Here is a 19006-nt window from a genome sequence, read left to right on the forward strand (position 1 = left end):
GTAAGGTATCCAGGTGAATATTCAGGCTCTTCTCTCCGAAAAAGTCAGTCAGGCACTGATTGCCGCAGGCGCACCTGCGGATTGCGAACCGCAGGTTCGTCAGTCAGCAAAAGTACAGTTTGGCGACTATCAGGCTAATGGCGTGATGGCAGTGGCTAAAAAACTGGGCATGCCGCCGCGACAGCTCGCTGAGCAGGTACTGACGCATCTGGATCTCTCCGGCATTGCCAGCAAAACCGAAATTGCTGGTCCGGGCTTTATCAATATTTTCCTTGAGCCTGCGTTCCTGGCGAGCCACGTTGACGCGGCGCTGAAGTCTGACCGTCTGGGCGTTTCCCAGCCGGAAGCGCAGACCGTGGTGGTCGACTACTCTGCCCCGAACGTGGCGAAGGAGATGCACGTAGGCCACCTGCGCTCCACCATCATCGGTGACGCCGCGGTACGCACCCTTGAATTCCTCGGTCACAAGGTGATCCGCGCGAACCACGTGGGCGACTGGGGCACCCAGTTCGGCATGCTGATTGCTTACCTGGAAAAACAGCAGCAGGAAAACGCGGGTGAAATGGCGCTGGCGGACCTGGAAGGGTTCTACCGCGAAGCCAAAAAGCACTATGACGAAGACGAAGCCTTTGCCGAGCGCGCACGCAGCTACGTGGTGAAGCTGCAGGGCGGGGATCAATACTTCCTCGAGATGTGGCGCAAGCTGGTTGACATCACCATGTCCCAGAACCAGCTTACCTATAACCGTCTGAACGTGACCCTGACTCGCGACGACGTGATGGGTGAAAGCCTGTACAACCCGATGCTGCCAGGCATTGTGGCGGACCTGAAGGCCAAAAACCTGGCGGTGGAGAGCGAAGGCGCAACGGTAGTGTTCCTTGATGAGTACAAAAACAAGGAAGGCGAACCGATGGGCGTGATTATCCAGAAAAAGGATGGCGGCTATCTCTACACCACCACGGACATCGCGTGTGCGAAATACCGTTACGAAACCCTGCACGCCGACCGCGTGCTGTACTACATCGACTCCCGTCAGCACCAGCACCTGATGCAGGCGTGGACTATCGTGCGTAAAGCCGGTTACGTGCCGGACTGCGTGCCGCTGGAACACCACATGTTCGGTATGATGCTGGGTAAAGACGGCAAGCCGTTCAAAACCCGCGCGGGCGGTACCGTGAAGCTTTCCGATCTGCTGGACGAAGCGCTGGAGCGCGCCCGTCGCCTGGTGGCAGAGAAGAACCCGGACATGCCTGCTGACGAACTGGAAAAACTGGCCAACGCCGTCGGTATCGGCGCGGTGAAATACGCGGATCTTTCCAAGAACCGCACCACCGACTACATCTTCGACTGGGATAACATGCTGGCGTTTGAAGGCAACACGGCGCCGTACATGCAGTACGCCTATACCCGCGTGCTCTCCGTGTTCCGCAAGGCGAACATTGATGAAAGCGTGCTGGCGAATGCGACAGTGACCATCACGGAAGATCGTGAAGCACAGCTGGCGGCGCGTCTGCTGCAGTTCGAAGAGACGCTGACGGTTGTCGCGCGTGACGGCACGCCGCACGTGATGTGTGCTTACCTGTACGATCTGGCGGGTCTGTTCTCCGGCTTCTACGAGCACTGCCCTATTCTGTCTGCAGAAAATGAATCGGTGCGTAACAGCCGCCTGAAGCTGGCTCAGCTGACGGCGAAGACCCTGAAGCTGGGTCTGGATACCCTGGGTATCGAAACCGTAGAACGTATGTAAAAAAGAAACCCGGCAAACGCCGGGTTTTTTATTATCAGAAGTATTTCCGCAAATACTCTGTCAGACAGAGAATCGCCATCGCCTGTCCATACGGCATCGACGTCAGCGGGATCTGGCGATAAAACTCAAGATCGCTGCCCATGCCCGTACCGAACGATGTTTGCAGCAACTCCCCTTCCGGCGAGATATTTTTCACGATGCCGCGAATCGCTTTTTCAGCAACGTTAGCATATTCAGGCTCAACATAGCGCTTCCGCACCGCTTTCAGGATCCCGTAAGCAAACCCTGCCGTGGCGGATGCCTCCAGGTACGAGTTCGGATCGTCCAGCAGCGTATGCCACAACCCGCTTTCGTCCTGACATTTTGCCAGCGCGGCAACCTGCGCCTTCAGCACCTGCACCAGATAACGGCGCACGGCGTTGTTTTCAGGCAGATCCACCAGTTCGAGGAAGTCGGGGATCACGATGGTGAGCCAGCTGTTGCCGCGCGCCCAGCGGGCCCGGGCAAAGTTATGATTGCCGTCGTAGCTCCAGCCGTGGAACCACAGCCCCGTCTCCCGGTCCATCAGGTTCTGCACGTGCAGCAGGAACTGATAGATCGCCTCCTCTACGTACTCCGGCTTATTCAGCAGCCTGCCGATTTTCGCCAGCGGCAGCACCGTCATCATCAGCGTGTCGTCCCACATCTGCTGATGATTCTCTTCCGCCAGCGTGATGTGCTGCATGCCGCCGTGTTCGGTGCGTGGCATTTCAGTCATCGCCCACTCCGCCCAGCTTTCCAGCCACGGCAGCCAGGCCGGTTTTTTGCTCTCTTCGTAGCGATAGGCCAGCGTCAGGAACGGCGACATCGTATTGACGTTTTTGGTGGTGGCGCCTTCCGCAAAGCGGTCGGCAAACCAGCTGTCGATAATGTTGCGCATCCCTTCGTCACCGGTCTGGCAGTAGTACTGCCAGATGCCATACAGGCCGACGCCGTGCGTCCACTCCCATCCGGCCCAGCCTTTGGTGTCGATCACACGCCCGTCGTCCAGCCGCAGCAAAAATTCACCCGTTTTATCGTGGATATTGACCAGATTGTGCGTCACTTTTTGAATCAGCGATTTCAGCTCGTCCCGGGCGATAAAGCGCTCTGGCTGACGCAATAGCGGGCTATGTTTGACAGGCCAAACTTTCATCATCTTAACCTCTGTTGTATGTCGAATTGAGTACCGCGCGATCCTTCAGCGAAGATGCAGCTGGCTTATTGCGATTCAGATAACCGATGTTGTTATTGCCCCAAAGTGACTCATAAGGCATACCGGCCAGCATCTCGACGGTGGCGCGGGCGTGTGGCGTCGCTGACTCCGGCATCGCATGACCACACTCACGCATTTTCGCGGTCTCCTCGCGCAGCGTGCGGTGGGTCTGCAAATTAAGCCTGAAGCGCAGGGAAACGAGGAAACCGCAGAACAGCACCAGGATGGTGCCCACGCTCAGGATCAGCAGAATGGTGTGGCTCACTTCCGCAGGCTGTACCTTCTGACCGCTGACAAAGCCGGACATTTGCATCACGATGCCTACCAGCATCACCGCACCGGCCTGTGACGCCTTACGGGTCAGGGTCATGATGCCAGCGAAAATCCCTTCCCGGCGCTGGCCGGTGATCGCTTCATCCACGTCAGCAATGTAGGTATAGGTATTCCATGGCACGTAGTTAATACCGCCGCGACCCAGCCCAGCCACCGCAGAGATCAGCAACAGCAGAGCGTAGACGTCGCTCAGACCGGCGTAATAGAGCATGGCGTAAGAGAGAGACGCCAGGCCAAACAGCACCACCACCATGCGGTAGGACGGCGCAGGTCCGAAGCGAATACACAGCGGGATCATCCCGATCACGGCGAGGAACTGGAAGATAGCCATCGTGCCCAGCAGGTTGGACGCCATTGACGCTTCCTGCATCAGCACAAACACCACGTAGTAGGTGAAGACTGCGTTAAATACGTCCTGTGCGATGTAGCCGCCGAGGTACATGCCGAGATGCTGGCGGAAAATCTTGATGCGGAGCGTAGAGCTTAATTCGACAAACAGACGATTGATGCTTTGCCCCAGCGTCAGTTTCTTCTTCTCTTCTTCGGCACGCAGCGCCGCTTCAGACCACTCCTCACGCGGGCGCTCCCAGGTAAAGAACCAGACAAAGGTCAGCATCAGGGCGCACAGCACGGAGAAAACCAGGCTTGCGTAAAAGAATGAGATGGCGTTGTCTTTACCGAAGTGGGTGAGCAGGATCCCCGGCAGGAAGGAGGCCAGAATCGCTGACATCTGCGCCATAGAAATACGCGCCCCGGAGAACTTGGTTTTCTGTTTGAAGTCGTCGGTCATTTCCGGCACCAGCGTCTCGTAAGGCACCAGAATCATGGTGTAGACAATATCAAACACCAGATAGGTCAGCAGGTAGTACCAGAAATTCATGTCCCCTACCCACATCAACGAGTAGCTGAACACGCACGGAATACCTAGCAGGATAAAGAACTTACGCCGACCAAAGCGCTTTCCAGGCCAGGTCGTACCGAAGTTATCCGTCAAAAAGCCCATTAACGGGCTGACAACAGCATCCAGCACCCTCGCAGCGGCAAAGATGAAGGTTGCTTCAATCGGTGTGAGTCCACAGAAGGTGGTATAAAAATACAAAAGCCAGGCCGCCGTCAGGGCGGTCGTACCGGCCCCGAGAAAATCGCCTGCCCCGTAAGCAAGATAATTTGCGAGTCCAATTTTACGTGTTTTCATTGCCGTCAACCCTAAGCAAATTTGGGAGACTCCCTGCAAGTAAGGCTCATCGGGGAGTTTTTACACGGCTACAGTAAATGCAACGACGTCCTGATACCTTTCTGTTTCTGCCATCACGGGCAGGGTAAATGGCAAAAATGCAAAGAGTCGCGTCACGCGTGTCACTAATTTATAAAACAGCGTTTCTGTTGCATCAAAAGGCGAGGTCAATTTTGCGAGGCAGCCATCAGAATTGACTGATGGCTGGTGAAAAAGGCAGGCAGCTAGCGGTAGTTAACGATGACAGAATTACTCTGCACCTTTAGCGCCGGGATCAAACGTCCTCCGCCCGGCACTTCCCAGATAAAACGTAAAGGTTCAATGGCCGGCACGCCGTTGAACGCCTGCGTTGTGCCATTTTCGCCGTCGATTTCCGTGCAGCGGGTCTGTGAGCAGAGGCGCACCCGCAGTCCGGCTGGCGTTGGGCCAATCAGCCTGTAGTTCCACACCACCATCCCCATCTGACCAGAAACCGTTTCAGAGGGCGACAGCGGATTAGAAGACATGGCGACACCCCGGTTGCTGAGGGTCACGCCCATGCTGCTTGCCTGCCAGGTCCCTTCCCCGGCGGCCTGAGCCGCCAGTGGGAAGAGCAAAATCCATAGCCATTTCATTATTTTCCTCCAATCGTTGCCGTCATGCGGATATGGCGGTTATCCGACAGCTCCAGATTCGACAGCACAACAAGCTGATTCAGGCTGCGGCGCAGGAAGCGCGACAGCAGCGGACGCAGCGCGTGGTTGACCAGCAGCACCGGCGGCGCGCCCAGCATCTCCTGACGCGCCAGCGCCTCCTGAGTTTGCTCCAGCAGGCGATCCGCCAGGCCAGGCTCGAGGCCGCCGCCGCCCTGCAGGGCCTGCAGCAGCAGGCGTTCAAGCGGCGTATCGAGGCCAATCACCTGGACTTCACCGGTTCCCGGGAACCACTGCTGGGTGATCGCACGCCCCAGCGCCACGCGTACCACCGCCGTCAGCTCGTGCGGATCGCTCTGCAGCGGCGCATGCTCGGCAAGGGTTTCCAGGATGGTACGCATATCGCGGATCGGCACTTTTTCCTCAAGCAGGTTTTGCAGCACCTTGTGCAGCGTGGTTAACGTCAGCACGCCCGGCACCAGGTCTTCCGTCAGCTTCGGCATCTCCTGCGTCACGCGATCGAGAAGCTGCTGCGCTTCCTGACGGCCAAACAGCTCGGCCGAGAATTGCCCAATCAGATGATTAAGGTGGGTTGCCACCACGGTACTGGCTTCGACAACCGTATACCCCTGAATTTGCGCCTGCTCTTTCAGCGCGCTTTCAATCCAGATTGCCGCCAGGCCAAAGGCCGGATCGACGGTCTGCTCGCCCGGCAGCGTGCCTGCTGCAGTGCCAGGGTTAATCGCCAGCCAGCGTCCCGGGTAAGCATCGCCGCTGCCAATTTCAACACCCTTCATCAGAATACGATAGCGCGCAGGCGGCAGGTCCATATTGTCCTTGATATGCACCACCGGCGGCAGGAAGCCCATGTCCTGGGCGAATTTTTTACGGATGCTGCGGATGCGGCCGAGCAGCTCGCCATCCTGCTGGAAATCCACCATCGGGATCAGGCGATACCCCACTTCCATTCCCAGGGAGTCTTCCAGTTGAACGTCGTTCCAGGTCGCTTCTACGGCCTGGGTGTTCTCCGGCATTTTCACCGGAACCGGATCCGCAGCCGGCCTGGTCTCACGACCACGCATCCACCAGGCCAGCCCCAGCAGCCCCGCCGTAAACAGCAGGAACACGAGGTTTGGCATCCCCGGCACCAGGCCGAGCAGCCCGAGCACCGCAGCCGCCAGCAGCATCACGCGCGGGTTACTGAAGAGCTGGCCCACCATCTGCTCGCCAACGTCCTGATCGGTACTGACGCGGGTCACGATAACGCCTGCCGCAGTGGAGATAACAAGCGCCGGGATCTGTGCGACCAGACCGTCACCAATGGTCAGCAGCGTATAGCTTTCCGCCGCGTGGCCCATGTCCATCCCGTGCTGCAGTACCCCCACCAGCAGGCCGCCGACCACGTTAATCACCATGATCAGGATGCCCGCGATGGCATCCCCGCGCACAAACTTACTCGCACCGTCCATGGAGCCGTAGAAGTCCGCTTCCTGGGTCACTTCCGCACGGCGCTTTTTCGCTTCATCTTCGGCGATAAGCCCGGCGTTCAGATCGGCGTCGATCGCCATCTGCTTGCCCGGCATCCCGTCCAGCACAAAGCGCGCGCCCACTTCCGCGATACGCCCGGCACCCTTGGTGATAACCATAAAGTTGATGATCACGAGGATAACGAACACCACGATACCGATAGCGAAGTTCCCGCCCACCAGGAAGTGGCCGAAGGCCTCGACCACCTTACCCGCCGCTGCCGCGCCGGTGTGGCCCTCCATCAGGATGATACGCGTGGAGGCCACGTTCAGCGCCAGCCGCAGCAAGGTGGTAAACAGCAGAATGGTCGGGAACGCGGCGAACTCCAGCGTGCGCTGGGTGAACATCGCCACCAGCAGCACCATAATGGACAGCGCAATATTGAAGGTGAAAAGCAGATCGAGGATGAACGCCGGGAGCGGCAGTACCATCATCGACAGAATTAACAGGATGAGGATCGGCCCGGCAAGGATCTGCCATTGGGTCGATTTCAGGTTGCCGGGCAGGCGCAACATTGCCACCAGATTAGCCATCAGTGTCCTTCTCGTTCATAAAATCCAGCGCGGCAGGCACCGGAAGGTTCTCAGGTTTGACAGGCCGTTGACCGCCGGCCAGACGCCAGCGCTTCAACTGCCATACCCAGGCCAGCACTTCCGCCACCGCGGCGTAGAGTTGACCAGGGATCTGTTGTCCGATATCCGCGTGGCGGTAAAGGGCTCGCGCCAGCGGAGGCGCTTCCAGGATCGGCACGCGGTTTTCGGTACCAATTTCCCTGATGCGCAATGCAATCAGCCCCGCCCCTTTTGCCACCACTTTCGGCGCGCTCATTTTGTTTTCGTCATAGCGCAGCGCCACGGAATAGTGCGTCGGGTTGGTAACGATGACGTCCGCCTTCGGCACATCTTCCATCATGCGGCGACGGGCGGCGGCACGCTGCATCTGCCGGATGCGCCCCTTCACGTGCGGGTCACCTTCCATCTGCTTATATTCGTCGCGGATGTCCTGACGTGACATTCGCAGTTTCTTGAAGTGGGAATAGAGCTGGAAGATAACGTCAAAACCCACCATCGGAATAATGCTGAGCACCACCAGCAGCGCGCAAAGCCCAACCAGGTTCAGCGCATTGCTCATCGCGGTGAGGGGCGACTCGCTGATAAGGCGCATCATTTCGGGCCAGTGGTACCAGAGGAAAAACCCTGCAGAACTGCCCATCAGCACCGATTTGAGAATAGCCTTTAGCAGCTCGGCCCCGGTCTGCGCCGAGAACATTTTCGCAATGCCCGGCAGCGGGTTCAGTTTTGAAAATTTAGGTTGCAGCGATTTTCCGCTAAAGACCAGCCCGCCCAGCATCACCGGGGAGACCAGCGCCACCAGCACCACGCCGGTAATCAGGGGCAGCAGCGCAACCATGGCCCCTTTTATCAGCTGAATAATCTGGCTGAGGATCAGATTCGGGTCGTTGACCATGCTGTGGTCAAAACGTAAGCCGGTGGAGAGCATCCCCGCCAGCTTGCGGGCGAGCGACTCCCCACCCCACCAGATAATGCACACGCCTACGATCAGGATCAGCAGGGAGGTCAATTCTCGGGATCGGGGGATCTGCCCTTCCTCACGCGCCTTTTCTAGTCGGTGGGGTGTGGGGGCTTCCGTTTTGTCGTCGTTCTCTTCTGCCACAGTGCATGCTCAGCCCATTACGTCACGGGTATCATGCCAGCGCAGCGGAAATCCAATGGCGGGAAAAGCCCGTTTATTCGGGCTCTTTTCGGTGATTTTGTCGTAAACCGCCTCAGGCGGCGTAACCACCCTGAGGCGGAATGGACAATCAGAAGCCGAGGCTGTCCAGCAGGTCGTCCACCTGATCCTGGCTTGCCACGACGCCCGCCTTGCTGGCGTCGAGCTGTGGGCCATTGAGCAGGCTTTCGTTCTCGCGTTTTGGACGGGCAGCCGGTTCCGGGATGTTCTCCAGCAGCACCATCAGCAGCTGGCGCTCAATCTCCTGAATCACATCCATCATGCGCTTGATGACCTGACCGGTCAGATCCTGGAAATCCTGCGCCATCATGATGTCCAGCAGTTGGGCGTTGGTGAAGCTGGTGTGGCCCGGCACATCCCCCAGGAACTGACGGGTGTCGGTCACCAGTTCGCGGGCATCCGCCAGCTCGATGGGGTTCTCAAACCACTCATCCCAGCGTTGGGTCAGGGCTTTCGCGCCCTTTTCCATCGCATCCTGATGCGGCTGTGAGGCTTCAACGCTGTTCAGCGCACGCTCAGCTGCCTGAGCGGTCATCTGCACAACGTAGTCCAGACGGTCGCGGGCGTCCGGGATCGCTTCCGCCGCTTCGGCAATGGCCTGATCCAGCCCCAGTTCACGCAGGCTGTCACGCAGCATGCGCGTCAGGCTGCCGATGCGGACGATGATGTCGCTCGGCGAGTGTTCTTCAACGGGTTTCATTGCAGGTTGCATCATCACCAACACCTCACATGCCGAGTTTCTCGAAGATCTTACCGAGCTTCTCTTCCAGGGTCGCTGCGGTGAATGGCTTCACCACGTAGCCGCTTGCGCCCGCCTGTGCAGCGGCAATGATGTTCTCTTTTTTCGCTTCTGCCGTGACCATCAGCACCGGCATGGACGCCATGCCCGCGTCCGCACGAATGGTTTTCAGTAGCTCCAGACCGTCCATATTCGGCATGTTCCAGTCGGAGATGACAAAACCAAACCCGCCAGCCTGCAGTTTGTTCAGCGCATCCACGCCGTCTTCTGCTTCTTCAACGTTGTTGAAGCCCAGCTCTTTCAGCAGGTTGCGCACAATGCGACGCATGGTGGAAAAGTCATCCACAACCAAAAACTTAAGCTCTTTATCCGCCATAAAATAATACTCCTGAGTCAAATACGTATTGCCTGTCCGGCACTGATTTTCGCCAGCATCTGCTGGCTTACCTGGCTAAGATCGACCACTTCGCTCACGCCACCCATATTGATGGCCTCGCGCGGCATGCCGAACACCACACAACTTGCTTCATTCTGCGCAATCGTCCAGGCGCCAGCCTGGTGCATTGCAAGCATTCCGGCGGCACCGTCGTTGCCCATCCCCGTCAGGATCACCCCAACGGCGTTGCGCCCCGCATGTTTCGCCACCGAATGAAACAGCACATCCACCGACGGACGGTGCCGGTTAACCGGCGGTCCGTCATGAATTTTGATTTGATAGTTAGCGCCGCTGCGCGCCAGCTCCATATGCTTGTCCCCCGGCGCGATATACGCATGTCCCGGCAGCACGCGCTCGCCGTCTTCCGCCTCTTTCACGCTGATCTGGCACAGCTTGTTCAGGCGTTCGGCGAAGGAGCGGGTAAAGCCAGGCGGCATATGCTGAGTGATCAGAATACCCGGACTTGAAAGCGGCAATGGCTGGAGTACATGGCGAATTGCCTCTGTTCCTCCGGTTGACGCACCAATAACCAGCAGTTTTTCCGAGCTGAGTAACGGTCCGGCCTTCAGGGTTGCCGGCGCGGCCATCGGCTTGTGGGCCGCGAGCTTCGCGCGCGAGGCGGTGCGAATTTTCTCGGCGATCATCTCGCTGTACGCCAGCATCCCCTCGCGAATGCCGAGCTGCGGTTTGGTGACAAAATCCACCGCCCCCAGCTCCAGCGCGCGCAGGGTGATTTCCGATCCTTTCCCGGTCAGGGAGGAGACCATCACCACCGGCATGGGACGCAGGCGCATCAATTTCTCAAGGAAATCTATGCCATCCATGCGCGGCATCTCGACATCCAGCGTTAGCACGTCGGGGTTATATTTTTTAATTAAATCCCGCGCTACCAGCGGATCCGGCGCAGTGGCCACCATCTCCATGTCGCTGTGGCTATTGATGATTTCAGTCATGATCTGACGCATCAGCGCTGAATCATCGACAGACAATACCCTGATTTTACTCATGCTTTTTCCTTACTCAGCGCGTATACCGTTTGCCCACGCAGGCTAAACTCACGCGCGAGGTTGCTGAAGTTTTCCGAGTGCCCGGCAAACAGTAAACCGTCAGGCTTGAGCAACGGAACAAACCGACGCAGAATGTCCTGTTGCGTCGTTTTATCAAAATAGATCATGACGTTACGGCAAAAAATGGCGTCGAAAGGCCCCGGCACGTTGTACTGCTTATCGAGCAGGTTAACGGGCGCGAATTCGACGCAGTTCGCCAGCTCCTGGCGTACGCGAACCAGGCCTTCATGCGGCCCCGTACCGCGCATGAAGTAACGCTGCAGCTGCTGCGGCGACAGCGTTTTCAGCTCGTCCTGGCGATACACGCCGTTACGCGCCTTCTCCAGCACCTCGGTGTCGATATCGCTGGCGTAGACCTTCCAGCGTCCCGGCGCCATCCCCAGCGTGTCTGCAAGGGTGATCGCCAGCGAGTACGGCTCTTCGCCCGTCGAGGCGGCCGCACTCCATACGCGATATTCCCCGGTGCGACGGCGCGCATGCTCGGCCAGAACCGGAAAGTGGTGAGCTTCGCGGAAAAAGGCCGTCAGGTTGGTCGTGAGTGAGTTAATAAAAGCCTGCCACTCCGCGCTGTTCTGGTTCGCTTCGAGCATGCTCAGATAGCGGCCAAAATCATCCAGCCCCAGCATACGCAAGCGCCGCACCAGTCGGTTGTAGACCATGTCCCGCTTATGATCCGCAAGCACGATCCCCGCACGCTGGTAGATTAACTGACATATCCGACGAAAATGCGCGTCGGACAGCGCGAGGCGCTGTGTCATCTGCAACAATAATGACGTTTGCCCAGGGGGCATTGGTGATGTCATAGCGCCTTCTTAATTACATTCAGGATACAACTGGCACGGCCTGCGACCGCCCGACTTCTGTTACTGCTTCAACGTGCTCTTTCACATTAAATACCGCGACCAGCCCGGTGAGACGATCCGCCTGGCTGGCCAGCTGATCGGTTGCCGCTGCCGCTTCCTCAACTAACGAGGCATTCTGTTGCGTCACCTGATCCATCTGGCTGACGGCCTGAGCCACCTGCTCTATCCCGCGACGCTGTTCGTCCGACGCCGAGGCAATTTCGCCCATGATGTCGTTAACCCGCGTCACGGAGGTGACGATCTCGTGCATGGTATGCGCCGCCGTATCCACCAGGGCAGACCCCTGCTGGACGCGAGAGACCGACTCTTCAATGAGGGACTTAATCTCTTTCGCGGCGTTGGCGCTGCGGCTCGCCAGGTTTCGCACTTCACCTGCCACCACCGCAAACCCACGTCCCTGCTCGCCCGCGCGCGCCGCTTCCACGGCGGCGTTCAGCGCCAGGATATTGGTCTGAAACGCAATACCGTCAATCACGCTGATGATGTCGCCGATCTTCTGCGAGCTGGCGGCAATCTCCTGCATGGTGCTGGCCACGTGAGAGGCCTGATCGCCCCCTCTCTTCGCCGTCAGCGCCGCCTGTTTTGACAGGTCAGACGCCTGGCGCGCGTTATCGGCGTTCTGGCTTACCGTCGCGGTCAGCTGTTCCATACTGGCCGCCGTCTGCGCCAGCGACGCCGCCTGCTGCTCGGTGCGGGACGAGAGATCGTTATTCCCCGCCGCAATCTCTGAGATCCCGGTGTGCATGGCGTAACTGCCCTGACGCACGTCGGATACCGTTTCCCGCAGCGACCCCTGCATCGCCTTCAGGCTGGCAAAGATCGCCGAAATTTCGTTTTTGCCAAACACCGCCACCGGACGCGCCAGATCCCCCTTCGCAATACTGTCGAAGTGGCTGCTGATAATCGCCAGCGGCTGCACAATCATTCTGCGCGTCCAGAGCAGCGCCCCGCCGGTCAGCAGCCCCGCCAGAATCACAACGACGGCAAAGATAACGCCGGACATGTGATAGCTGGTGCGGCTTGCTTCACCGGCGCGCAGAACAGACTGATTGATATCCTGCTGCCATGCGTCAAAGCTGCCGTCAAACGCCGCCTGAGACGCCTGGACCGGAGCGGTCATGAAGTCCGAAAGCTGGTTGTTCTCAAGCCAGGTCGCCTGGTGGTCCAGATCGCTGTACCACTGCTCAAAGTTCTTTTTCATGGCCGCCTTCAGCGCTTTCTCTTTCTCGCCGTCGGCCGCCTGCGCCGTGAAGGCCTTAAACTGTGCGTCTGCCTGCTTCAGGCTGTCGCGCGCCGTTGCCATCAGCGCCTTAATGTCATCCGGCGGATAGCTGAGCGCGGTTAAGGTTCCTGCCTTGTTCAGCGCAGTGCTTGCCTGCAACAGCACGGCACGCGTTTGTGCCAGTGCGGAGCGCTGCTGATTACTCGCCTCAACGTCCTGCAAATTCTGATAGCCATCGCGAAACGCCCAAAAAGACAACCCGTTACTGCCAACCTGCAACACACCGCAAAGGATCAGAATCAAAAACAGTGTGGTCGAGATACGAATACGATTTAACATCCACGCTCCCATCAAGCGGCAAGCAGCCGCGGTTTAATTGTCAGTCAAAATGTTTCCCAGTTTTCATCTTGTCCGGTCGTTGCAGCACGCGTGCGGGTGACCGCCGTGTCGGCGGCTGGCGCGCGGTACGTAGCTTGCGCAGTGACCGTATTTCCAGCGAGTGAAGCGAGACGAAACGCCGAGACGGCCATCTTCAGACGGCTCGCCTGGTCTTCCAGCGCAGCGGCCGCCGCAGCGGACTCCTGCACCAGGGCGGCGTTTTGCTGTGTCACGCGGTCCATTTCCGATACCGCCAGGGCAACCTGGTCGATACCACGACTCTGCTCATCGGACGCAGAGGCGATTTCACCCATGATGTCCGTAACGCGGGTAACGGCATTCACGATGTCATTCATGGTCTCCCCGGCACTCTCCACCAGCACGGAGCCGGTATCCACGCGGGAGACGGAGTCTTCAATCAGGGATTTAATCTCTTTTGCCGCGTTGGCGCTGCGGCTGGCAAGGTTGCGCACTTCCCCGGCCACCACCGCAAAACCGCGCCCCTGCTCACCCGCGCGTGCCGCTTCCACGGCGGCGTTGAGCGCGAGGATGTTGGTCTGGAAGGCAATGCCGTCGATGACGCTGATGATGTCGGCGATTTTCTTCGAGCTGTCGGCGATTTCGTGCATGGTTTTCACCACGCCATCCACCACGCGACCGCCGCGCTGCGCGGTTTCGGAGGCGCTTTCCGCCAGCTGAGACGCCTGGCGGGCGTTATCGGCGTTCTGCTTCACGGTTGCGGTGAGCTGCTCCATGCTGGCGGCCGTCTCTTCCAGCGCCGACGCCTGCTGCTCGGTACGAGATGAGAGATCGTTATTCCCCATCGCGATTTCGCTGGTGCCGGTATAGATCGCCTCGGATCCGTTACGCACGTTGGCGACGGTCTCGATCAATGAACGCTGCATGTGGTCGACGCTGTTGGCCAGCTCGGTGATCTCGTTACGTCCGGAAACGGTCAGCGTTTTGGTCAGATCGCCAGAGGCAATCTCGCGAATATGGGCAATCACGCGGACGAGAGGGTTCAGCAGGATGTGGCGAATGCCGTACCACACAGCAAACAGCACAATGACCAGCGCCAGGGCCAACACCGCCATCTGCCATTTCGCAAAGCGGTAGTCATTCTGGCTTTCAGTAAAGGCCGAGTGATACAGATCGCCACTGGCCTTCGCGTATTCCCCCAGCGCCGCGCCGAGTGCGTTTTGCATCCCCTGCGTCGGCTGTGCGAAGTAGGCGTCCATATTGCCGCTCTCGAGGAACTGGATCAGCTCCGTCAGCCCGGCATAGTAGGCGCTGTATTTTTCATCAATGTTCTGGCTCACCTGCGCCATAGCAGGCTGCGGTGCGATTTGCCTGAAGGCGGCGTAGTGTTTAGCCGCGTCGGCCAGCGTAGCCCGGGCATTTTTTAGCAGATCGGTTTTCGCGCTGCTCTGCTGATTGTTCGGATCCATCATCATGCGCGCGGACGAGCGGCTCAGGTTGATGCGCGTTTGCAGCATCAGATCCCACGTCGACGTGAGCTCACTCTGCTGCAGGCGGAGATCGTTCGAGGCGGCGAAGCTGTCCTGGTTCTGTTTTAACGACGAGAAAAAAAGCCCGCCGGAGATAAGCTGAAGTAGTGCGAAAATGACCAGCACCATCATTAGCATTGTGACAACGCGGATACGGTTCAACATACAACACCTTCTCATAGATTTATTAACGGTGTTATCGGCACAGGCCACAGGAACTTTACATTTGCGAAAGGGAAAAGCGCGGGGTTAAAACGCGACGTCAACAATCAGCGTATCGGTGTAGGTGCCGGCGGGCGGCGTGGCCTGACTGGTCAGAACTTTGGCGGTGTAGTTATAGGTACGCAGCAGGCCGTCGGCGCTGACCAGCGAGGAGGTCGCGCTGGTCCAGCGTTCGCTGCCGCTGCTGCCCCAGCGGTTAGTCGTGGCTTCTTTATAGATGTCATAACTCAGGTAGTTACTGCCGCTCACCATCCGGCGCACGTTATTCAGCGCGTTGGCACCATTGTTAATCCCGATGGTATAGGTACTGCCTTTGGTACAGGTGACGGCAATCGCCTGCGAGACCGTGGGGAAATTTTGCACCAGCGGCGCACTGCTAAAGTTGACGTCCGGCGTGGTCATGGCGCTGCAGTCGTTGGTGACGGTCAGGTTAAGCAGAATACTGGTCGTCGCGGTTCCCGTTTGATTGATGGTGCAAATACCGAGCGCCCCCACGGAACAGACGCTGTAGTTAACGCTGAAGGTTAACTGCACCTGATACGGCCCGGCAGAGACGTTTTGTCCGGCGACGGTGCGGAAATAGAGCGGAATGTTGTACTGCTTTGACCCGAGCAATCCCAGCAAGGTATTTCCGCTCCAGGTATACGATTTACTTATCTGTACCTCACTGCTGCTCGCGCAACCCGAAAGTCCACACAGCCGGGTGGGGATCACGTCCGTGATGGCGGCATTATCGGTGCGTTTCAGGGTCGCACGACTGTTGGCCGATATCGTTGCTGCGGTGTAGTTCAGCGTCACCGAGTCGTTCGTCAGCAGGTTGAGTATCGCATCACACGCCACCACCAGCGTGCCGGTGGTCTCCACCTCCCCGGAGCCGCTCAGCGCAAACGACGTGACGCTGCCGAACGACGCATTGACCGTGCTGACGGTACAGGCCGCCCAGCTGCCGCCGGAGAGCAGCAGCAGGAGCAACATCACCCAGCGCTTCATGGCCCCTCCCGGCAGACCAGCGGGCCGTAGGTTTGCAGCCTGTGGTCCGGGTTCGCGCCGATGGTCAGCGTTGCCCTGCAGCGTTTGCCTGTCGGCGTCGTGACGTCGAGCAGATTGACGTCGCTGAGGTTTTCCAGCCAGGCAATCCCGTCATATCCCACCACCGCATTGCTGCGCGAGGCGCGTCGAACCTGGCTTCCCACCGGAATGGCCTCCCCCTGCGCGTCGTGCAGGATGACGCTCGCTACCCGCTCCTGTTCCATCGGGAAATCCACCAGATAACCGCTGTGGCGGCGGATCGCCACCCGCCGCTCGGTCTCTTTCAGCCGGGTGTCGGCAGGCAGGTTCAGGGTATTAATACTGTAGCTTGCCGGGTAATAGGCCGAGACGCCGCTCACCAGCAGATACCCGTTGCGGTTGGTTTTACCAACCGGCTGGTTTTCATAGCTGACGGGGACATCCGGCTGGCCATCGGTGCTGATGACCACAAACGCATCGTTGATTTTGTTTGCCGCAAACAGTTCGCCGTCCATCAGCACCAGGGAGCCCATCGCTTCGCTCCACCAGGTCATCATGCCCTTCTCGCCGTACCCGCCCCCCTGCAGCTCGATATTGTTATTGCGCCAGCCCACCGTTCCCTGCTGGTAGTTATTCGATCGCGACTGGTTCGCCCACGCCATATTCCAGCTGAAGCCGCCGTCGGAGGGCATCGAGTGGTTGTAGTTGATGCGCTGCGTGCTGCCTGCATCCGGGGTATTTTCCACGGTGAGCGCCGCGCTGTCGCGTTCGCCCAGCGGCACCTGGAATGACATCGCGACCGTCCAGTCGCCCCGCTGCTGGTCCCGGCTGGCGGCGAGGTAAATGCTGCTGGAGCCCCACAGATTTCGGCTCCAGGAGAGGTTAAGCAGCTCGGTTTTCTGGCTGTCAAAGCTCTCCACGCCGATCCAGGCCGCCCCGATGTTGCCGTATTCCCCCAGGTTGAAGGTCAGGGAATATTGATCGGTATTGCGGCTAAAGCTGGCGATGGGGCGGTCATTTTCGTCGTACACCGTCGGCTGGTCATACAGGGCCAGGTTACCAAAGCCGCGATCGCGGCGGGTATGCTGGGTGGCGAGGCTGAACTCGCTGGTGCTGTACTGGTAGCCCCAGTTGATTTGCCCGCCGTCATCTCCGCGCATCCGGCTCTGGCTGTACGAGGTATTCACCACGCCAAAACGCCCCAGCTTGACCACCGTCCCCGCACCGGCGAGCGCCAGTTCCTCCGCGCCTTCGGCGTGCCCCTCCAGCGTCAGCCAGTCCGTCAGGCCGTAGCGATACGATCCGCTCCCCGCCGCCGGGCCGTAGTCAAAATTCTTAATGCCGTAGTTGCGCCGCAGGCTCCCCAGGGTAACGGCCCCATCGCTCAGCCCTTCTTTCAGCAGATCGCTGGTGACGTAAAACGGCAGAGTAGTACTCACCTGGCGCCCCAGCGCATCGGTGGTGACCAGCACCGCATCCCCGGCGCCGTTAATGTAGGGCAGGTTCGTCAGGGTGAACGGTCCGGGCTGCAGCTGCGTGGACCCGGAGCGGTAGCCGTTGATGAAGAGGTCGACCGAGGTCGGCACCGCCGCTTCACCTGAAAATTCCGGCAGCGGCCAGGTCACCAGGTCCGGACGCAGGGAGAAATCACGCCCATAGCTGATCCCGCCCATGCGGACGCTGCTGCTCCAGCTCAGGGCATCGCTGATGACATCCCCGGCGGTCCAGGTGGTGGCGTCCTCCTCGTTGGTCACCAGAAGGGTGGTGTCATAGCGGACATAGCCCTCCTGCTGACCGTCGTTGCCGGTGAAATTTTCGCGGGCGTAGCCGGTGGAGGAGAATGAACCGTTTTCATTGAAGTAGCGGAATTCATGCCAGAGCGAGGCCTGCCCGCCGACGTGCTCGGTATGGTTGGTATAAAAATCGTAATTGAGCAGCGCGCCTCTGCCATAGTGAGGCTTACTCTGCGTCGGCTGGCCGCCAAACGGGGTGACGCGGGAGGTTATCCACTCACGGGGCACGGTCAGCAGCAGACGCTGCGCGGGACTGTCATACTCCACCCGCACCGCCGGAAGCGTGCTGAGATTGACGTCGCCGTTGGGCACATGTTCAGGCGGAAGCCCGGCGCGCAGCAAATCGGCGCTGGAGATATAGTAAGCGCCGTCGCGTTGCGTCACGGGAACCACCAGCCCGGTGTCGTAGTGGTTCAGTACCAGGGCGAGCTGGAAAACCGCCTCCCCGTTTATCGCCTGCGCTTGCGGCGGCGGCGGTAAGCTGTCATCACCCGGTTCGGCCCAGGTACTGGTACTCACGCAAAGCAGGATCACCATTGCGGGCTTCAGTTGACGGGCGTCGACTGCCATTGTGCATCCCTGGCATTAATCTGCGCGCTGATCTGGCTGGGCTGGCGGATCCCGGCCGGAATCGGCCAGCTGCGGGTGCTGCCCGGCAGCACATAGCCCAGCAGGCCATCCGCAATCATGCGCTTTTGTCCCCCCTGCTCCAGCGCCACCTGGCTGAGCCTGACGTGAACATCGCCCTGATTGCGGACTTCAATGGCAGGCTGGCCCGCCACCTGCGTGACGCGCCAGCTCAGGTTACGGGTATCCACGAGGGCATGATGCGCCCCCTCTTTTATTGTCGGGATCCCCTGTCCGTAAACGAACAGCGGTATGGAATAGCGCATCTGCAGTTTAAGGCCGATGGCGGGGTCGGCCTTCGCGTCCGGCTGGGGAATTTCATCCACGATAATGCGATAGGCTTGTTCAACGCCCATCGGAACCGTACCCTGTTTGATCAGGCGGATCAGCTGTTTACTGCCTTTGCCGATGGTGACGATGGGCGGGCTGGCGACCACGTCCTGCTGGGCGGTATAGCGCTCAAAGCCCCCCTCCTGCTTCCAGCGCACAATGCGCACCTGCATCGTTGTGGCACTGTTTCCCTGATTCTGGATCCACAATTCAGTCGCTTTGCTGTCGGCCGACAGCCACGGATCGATGGGCCATAACAGAATGGTCGCCGCCGCCTGCGCCTGTCCTGCCGCCATGGCGGTCACGCCCAACATACTCACCAGGTACCAATGCCTGAATAGTGGCTTCATCGAA

Annotated in this window: 15 protein-coding genes; 1 reads left to right on the forward strand and 14 read right to left on the reverse strand. The window is 59.0% G+C overall.

The window, feature by feature from the left end:
- Nucleotides 1-13: 13 nt before the first annotated feature.
- Nucleotides 14-1747 carry an arginine--tRNA ligase gene (argS, locus tag IM295_RS20650; protein ID WP_028013635.1) on the forward strand — a complete coding sequence of 578 codons (1734 nt, stop codon included), beginning with the start codon at nt 14-16 and terminating at the stop codon, nt 1745-1747.
- Between the two features lie 34 nt (nt 1748-1781).
- Here the strand turns inward: argS and IM295_RS20655 are convergent, their stop codons facing one another.
- The 14 genes from IM295_RS20655 to IM295_RS20720 form a co-directional block, all read right to left on the reverse strand.
- Nucleotides 1782-2921 (reverse strand): glycoside hydrolase family 105 protein, encoded by a 1140-nt coding sequence (locus IM295_RS20655; protein ID WP_193067282.1) that lies wholly within the window; start codon nt 2919-2921, stop codon nt 1782-1784.
- Between the two features lie 4 nt (nt 2922-2925).
- Nucleotides 2926-4509, reverse strand: coding sequence for an MFS transporter (locus tag IM295_RS20660; protein WP_193067270.1), 1584 nt, complete (start codon nt 4507-4509; stop codon nt 2926-2928).
- Nucleotides 4510-4772: 263 nt separating this feature from the next.
- A complete protein-coding gene (locus tag IM295_RS20665; protein WP_028013640.1) occupies nt 4773-5165 on the reverse strand; it encodes a flagellar protein FlhE in 393 nt (130 codons plus the stop codon).
- On the reverse strand, nt 5162-7240 hold the full coding sequence (flhA, locus tag IM295_RS20670) for a flagellar biosynthesis protein FlhA (protein WP_028013641.1): 2079 nt from the start codon (nt 7238-7240) through the stop codon (nt 5162-5164). Before flhA ends, IM295_RS20665 begins: the two co-directional genes overlap by 4 nt.
- Nucleotides 7233-8381: a flagellar biosynthesis protein FlhB gene (gene flhB, locus IM295_RS20675; RefSeq protein WP_041909432.1), complete on the reverse strand. Its 1149-nt coding sequence runs from the start codon at nt 8379-8381 to the stop codon at nt 7233-7235. Before flhB ends, flhA begins: the two co-directional genes overlap by 8 nt.
- A 148-nt stretch (nt 8382-8529) precedes the next feature.
- Nucleotides 8530-9174: a protein phosphatase CheZ gene (cheZ, locus tag IM295_RS20680; RefSeq protein WP_028013643.1), complete on the reverse strand. Its 645-nt coding sequence runs from the start codon at nt 9172-9174 to the stop codon at nt 8530-8532.
- A 10-nt stretch (nt 9175-9184) separates the two neighbouring features.
- Entirely contained in the window at nt 9185-9574 is a 390-nt protein-coding gene (gene cheY / locus IM295_RS20685; protein ID WP_008500431.1) for a chemotaxis response regulator CheY, read from the reverse strand.
- A 17-nt stretch (nt 9575-9591) separates the two neighbouring features.
- A complete protein-coding gene (locus IM295_RS20690) occupies nt 9592-10641 on the reverse strand; it encodes a chemotaxis response regulator protein-glutamate methylesterase (protein ID WP_014884341.1) in 1050 nt (349 codons plus the stop codon).
- On the reverse strand, nt 10638-11504 hold the full coding sequence (cheR, locus tag IM295_RS20695; protein WP_193067271.1) for a protein-glutamate O-methyltransferase CheR: 867 nt from the start codon (nt 11502-11504) through the stop codon (nt 10638-10640). The genes IM295_RS20690 and cheR overlap by 4 nt, the downstream gene beginning before the upstream one ends.
- Nucleotides 11505-11523: 19 nt before the next feature.
- Nucleotides 11524-13125 (reverse strand): methyl-accepting chemotaxis protein IV, encoded by a 1602-nt coding sequence (gene tap, locus IM295_RS20700; protein WP_193067272.1) that lies wholly within the window; start codon nt 13123-13125, stop codon nt 11524-11526.
- Nucleotides 13126-13169: 44 nt separating this feature from the next.
- On the reverse strand, nt 13170-14837 hold the full coding sequence (tar, locus tag IM295_RS20705) for a methyl-accepting chemotaxis protein II (protein WP_193067273.1): 1668 nt from the start codon (nt 14835-14837) through the stop codon (nt 13170-13172).
- Between the two features lie 84 nt (nt 14838-14921).
- Entirely contained in the window at nt 14922-15884 is a 963-nt protein-coding gene (locus IM295_RS20710; RefSeq protein ID WP_045631224.1) for a spore coat U domain-containing protein, read from the reverse strand.
- Nucleotides 15881-18265, reverse strand: coding sequence for a fimbria/pilus outer membrane usher protein (locus IM295_RS20715; protein WP_193067274.1), 2385 nt, complete (start codon nt 18263-18265; stop codon nt 15881-15883). Before IM295_RS20715 ends, IM295_RS20710 begins: the two co-directional genes overlap by 4 nt.
- The gene (locus tag IM295_RS20720; protein WP_045260435.1) at nt 18241-19002 is read right to left on the reverse strand and encodes a molecular chaperone; all 762 of its coding nucleotides are present in this window, start codon (nt 19000-19002) and stop codon (nt 18241-18243) included. Before IM295_RS20720 ends, IM295_RS20715 begins: the two co-directional genes overlap by 25 nt.
- Nucleotides 19003-19006 lie beyond the last annotated feature (4 nt).

The sequence above is a fragment of the Enterobacter cloacae complex sp. P14RS genome (genome assembly GCF_014895895.1).
Taxonomy (GTDB): domain Bacteria; phylum Pseudomonadota; class Gammaproteobacteria; order Enterobacterales; family Enterobacteriaceae; genus Enterobacter; species Enterobacter bugandensis.

Coding starts and splice junctions, on each gene's coding strand:
- IM295_RS20655 (WP_193067282.1), bottom strand. CDS start 2,921: ATGAAAGTTTGGCCTGTCAAACATAGCCCGCTATTGCGTCAGCCAGAG.
- IM295_RS20660 (WP_193067270.1), bottom strand. CDS start 4,509: ATGAAAACACGTAAAATTGGACTCGCAAATTATCTTGCTTACGGGGCA.
- flhA (WP_028013641.1), bottom strand. CDS start 7,240: ATGGCTAATCTGGTGGCAATGTTGCGCCTGCCCGGCAACCTGAAATCG.
- cheZ (WP_028013643.1), bottom strand. CDS start 9,174: ATGATGCAACCTGCAATGAAACCCGTTGAAGAACACTCGCCGAGCGAC.
- cheY (WP_008500431.1), bottom strand. CDS start 9,574: ATGGCGGATAAAGAGCTTAAGTTTTTGGTTGTGGATGACTTTTCCACC.
- IM295_RS20690 (WP_014884341.1), bottom strand. CDS start 10,641: ATGAGTAAAATCAGGGTATTGTCTGTCGATGATTCAGCGCTGATGCGT.
- cheR (WP_193067271.1), bottom strand. CDS start 11,504: ATGACATCACCAATGCCCCCTGGGCAAACGTCATTATTGTTGCAGATG.
- tap (WP_193067272.1), bottom strand. CDS start 13,125: ATGTTAAATCGTATTCGTATCTCGACCACACTGTTTTTGATTCTGATC.
- tar (WP_193067273.1), bottom strand. CDS start 14,837: ATGTTGAACCGTATCCGCGTTGTCACAATGCTAATGATGGTGCTGGTC.
- IM295_RS20710 (WP_045631224.1), bottom strand. CDS start 15,884: ATGAAGCGCTGGGTGATGTTGCTCCTGCTGCTGCTCTCCGGCGGCAGC.
- IM295_RS20715 (WP_193067274.1), bottom strand. CDS start 18,265: ATGGCAGTCGACGCCCGTCAACTGAAGCCCGCAATGGTGATCCTGCTT.
- IM295_RS20720 (WP_045260435.1), bottom strand. CDS start 19,002: ATGAAGCCACTATTCAGGCATTGGTACCTGGTGAGTATGTTGGGCGTG.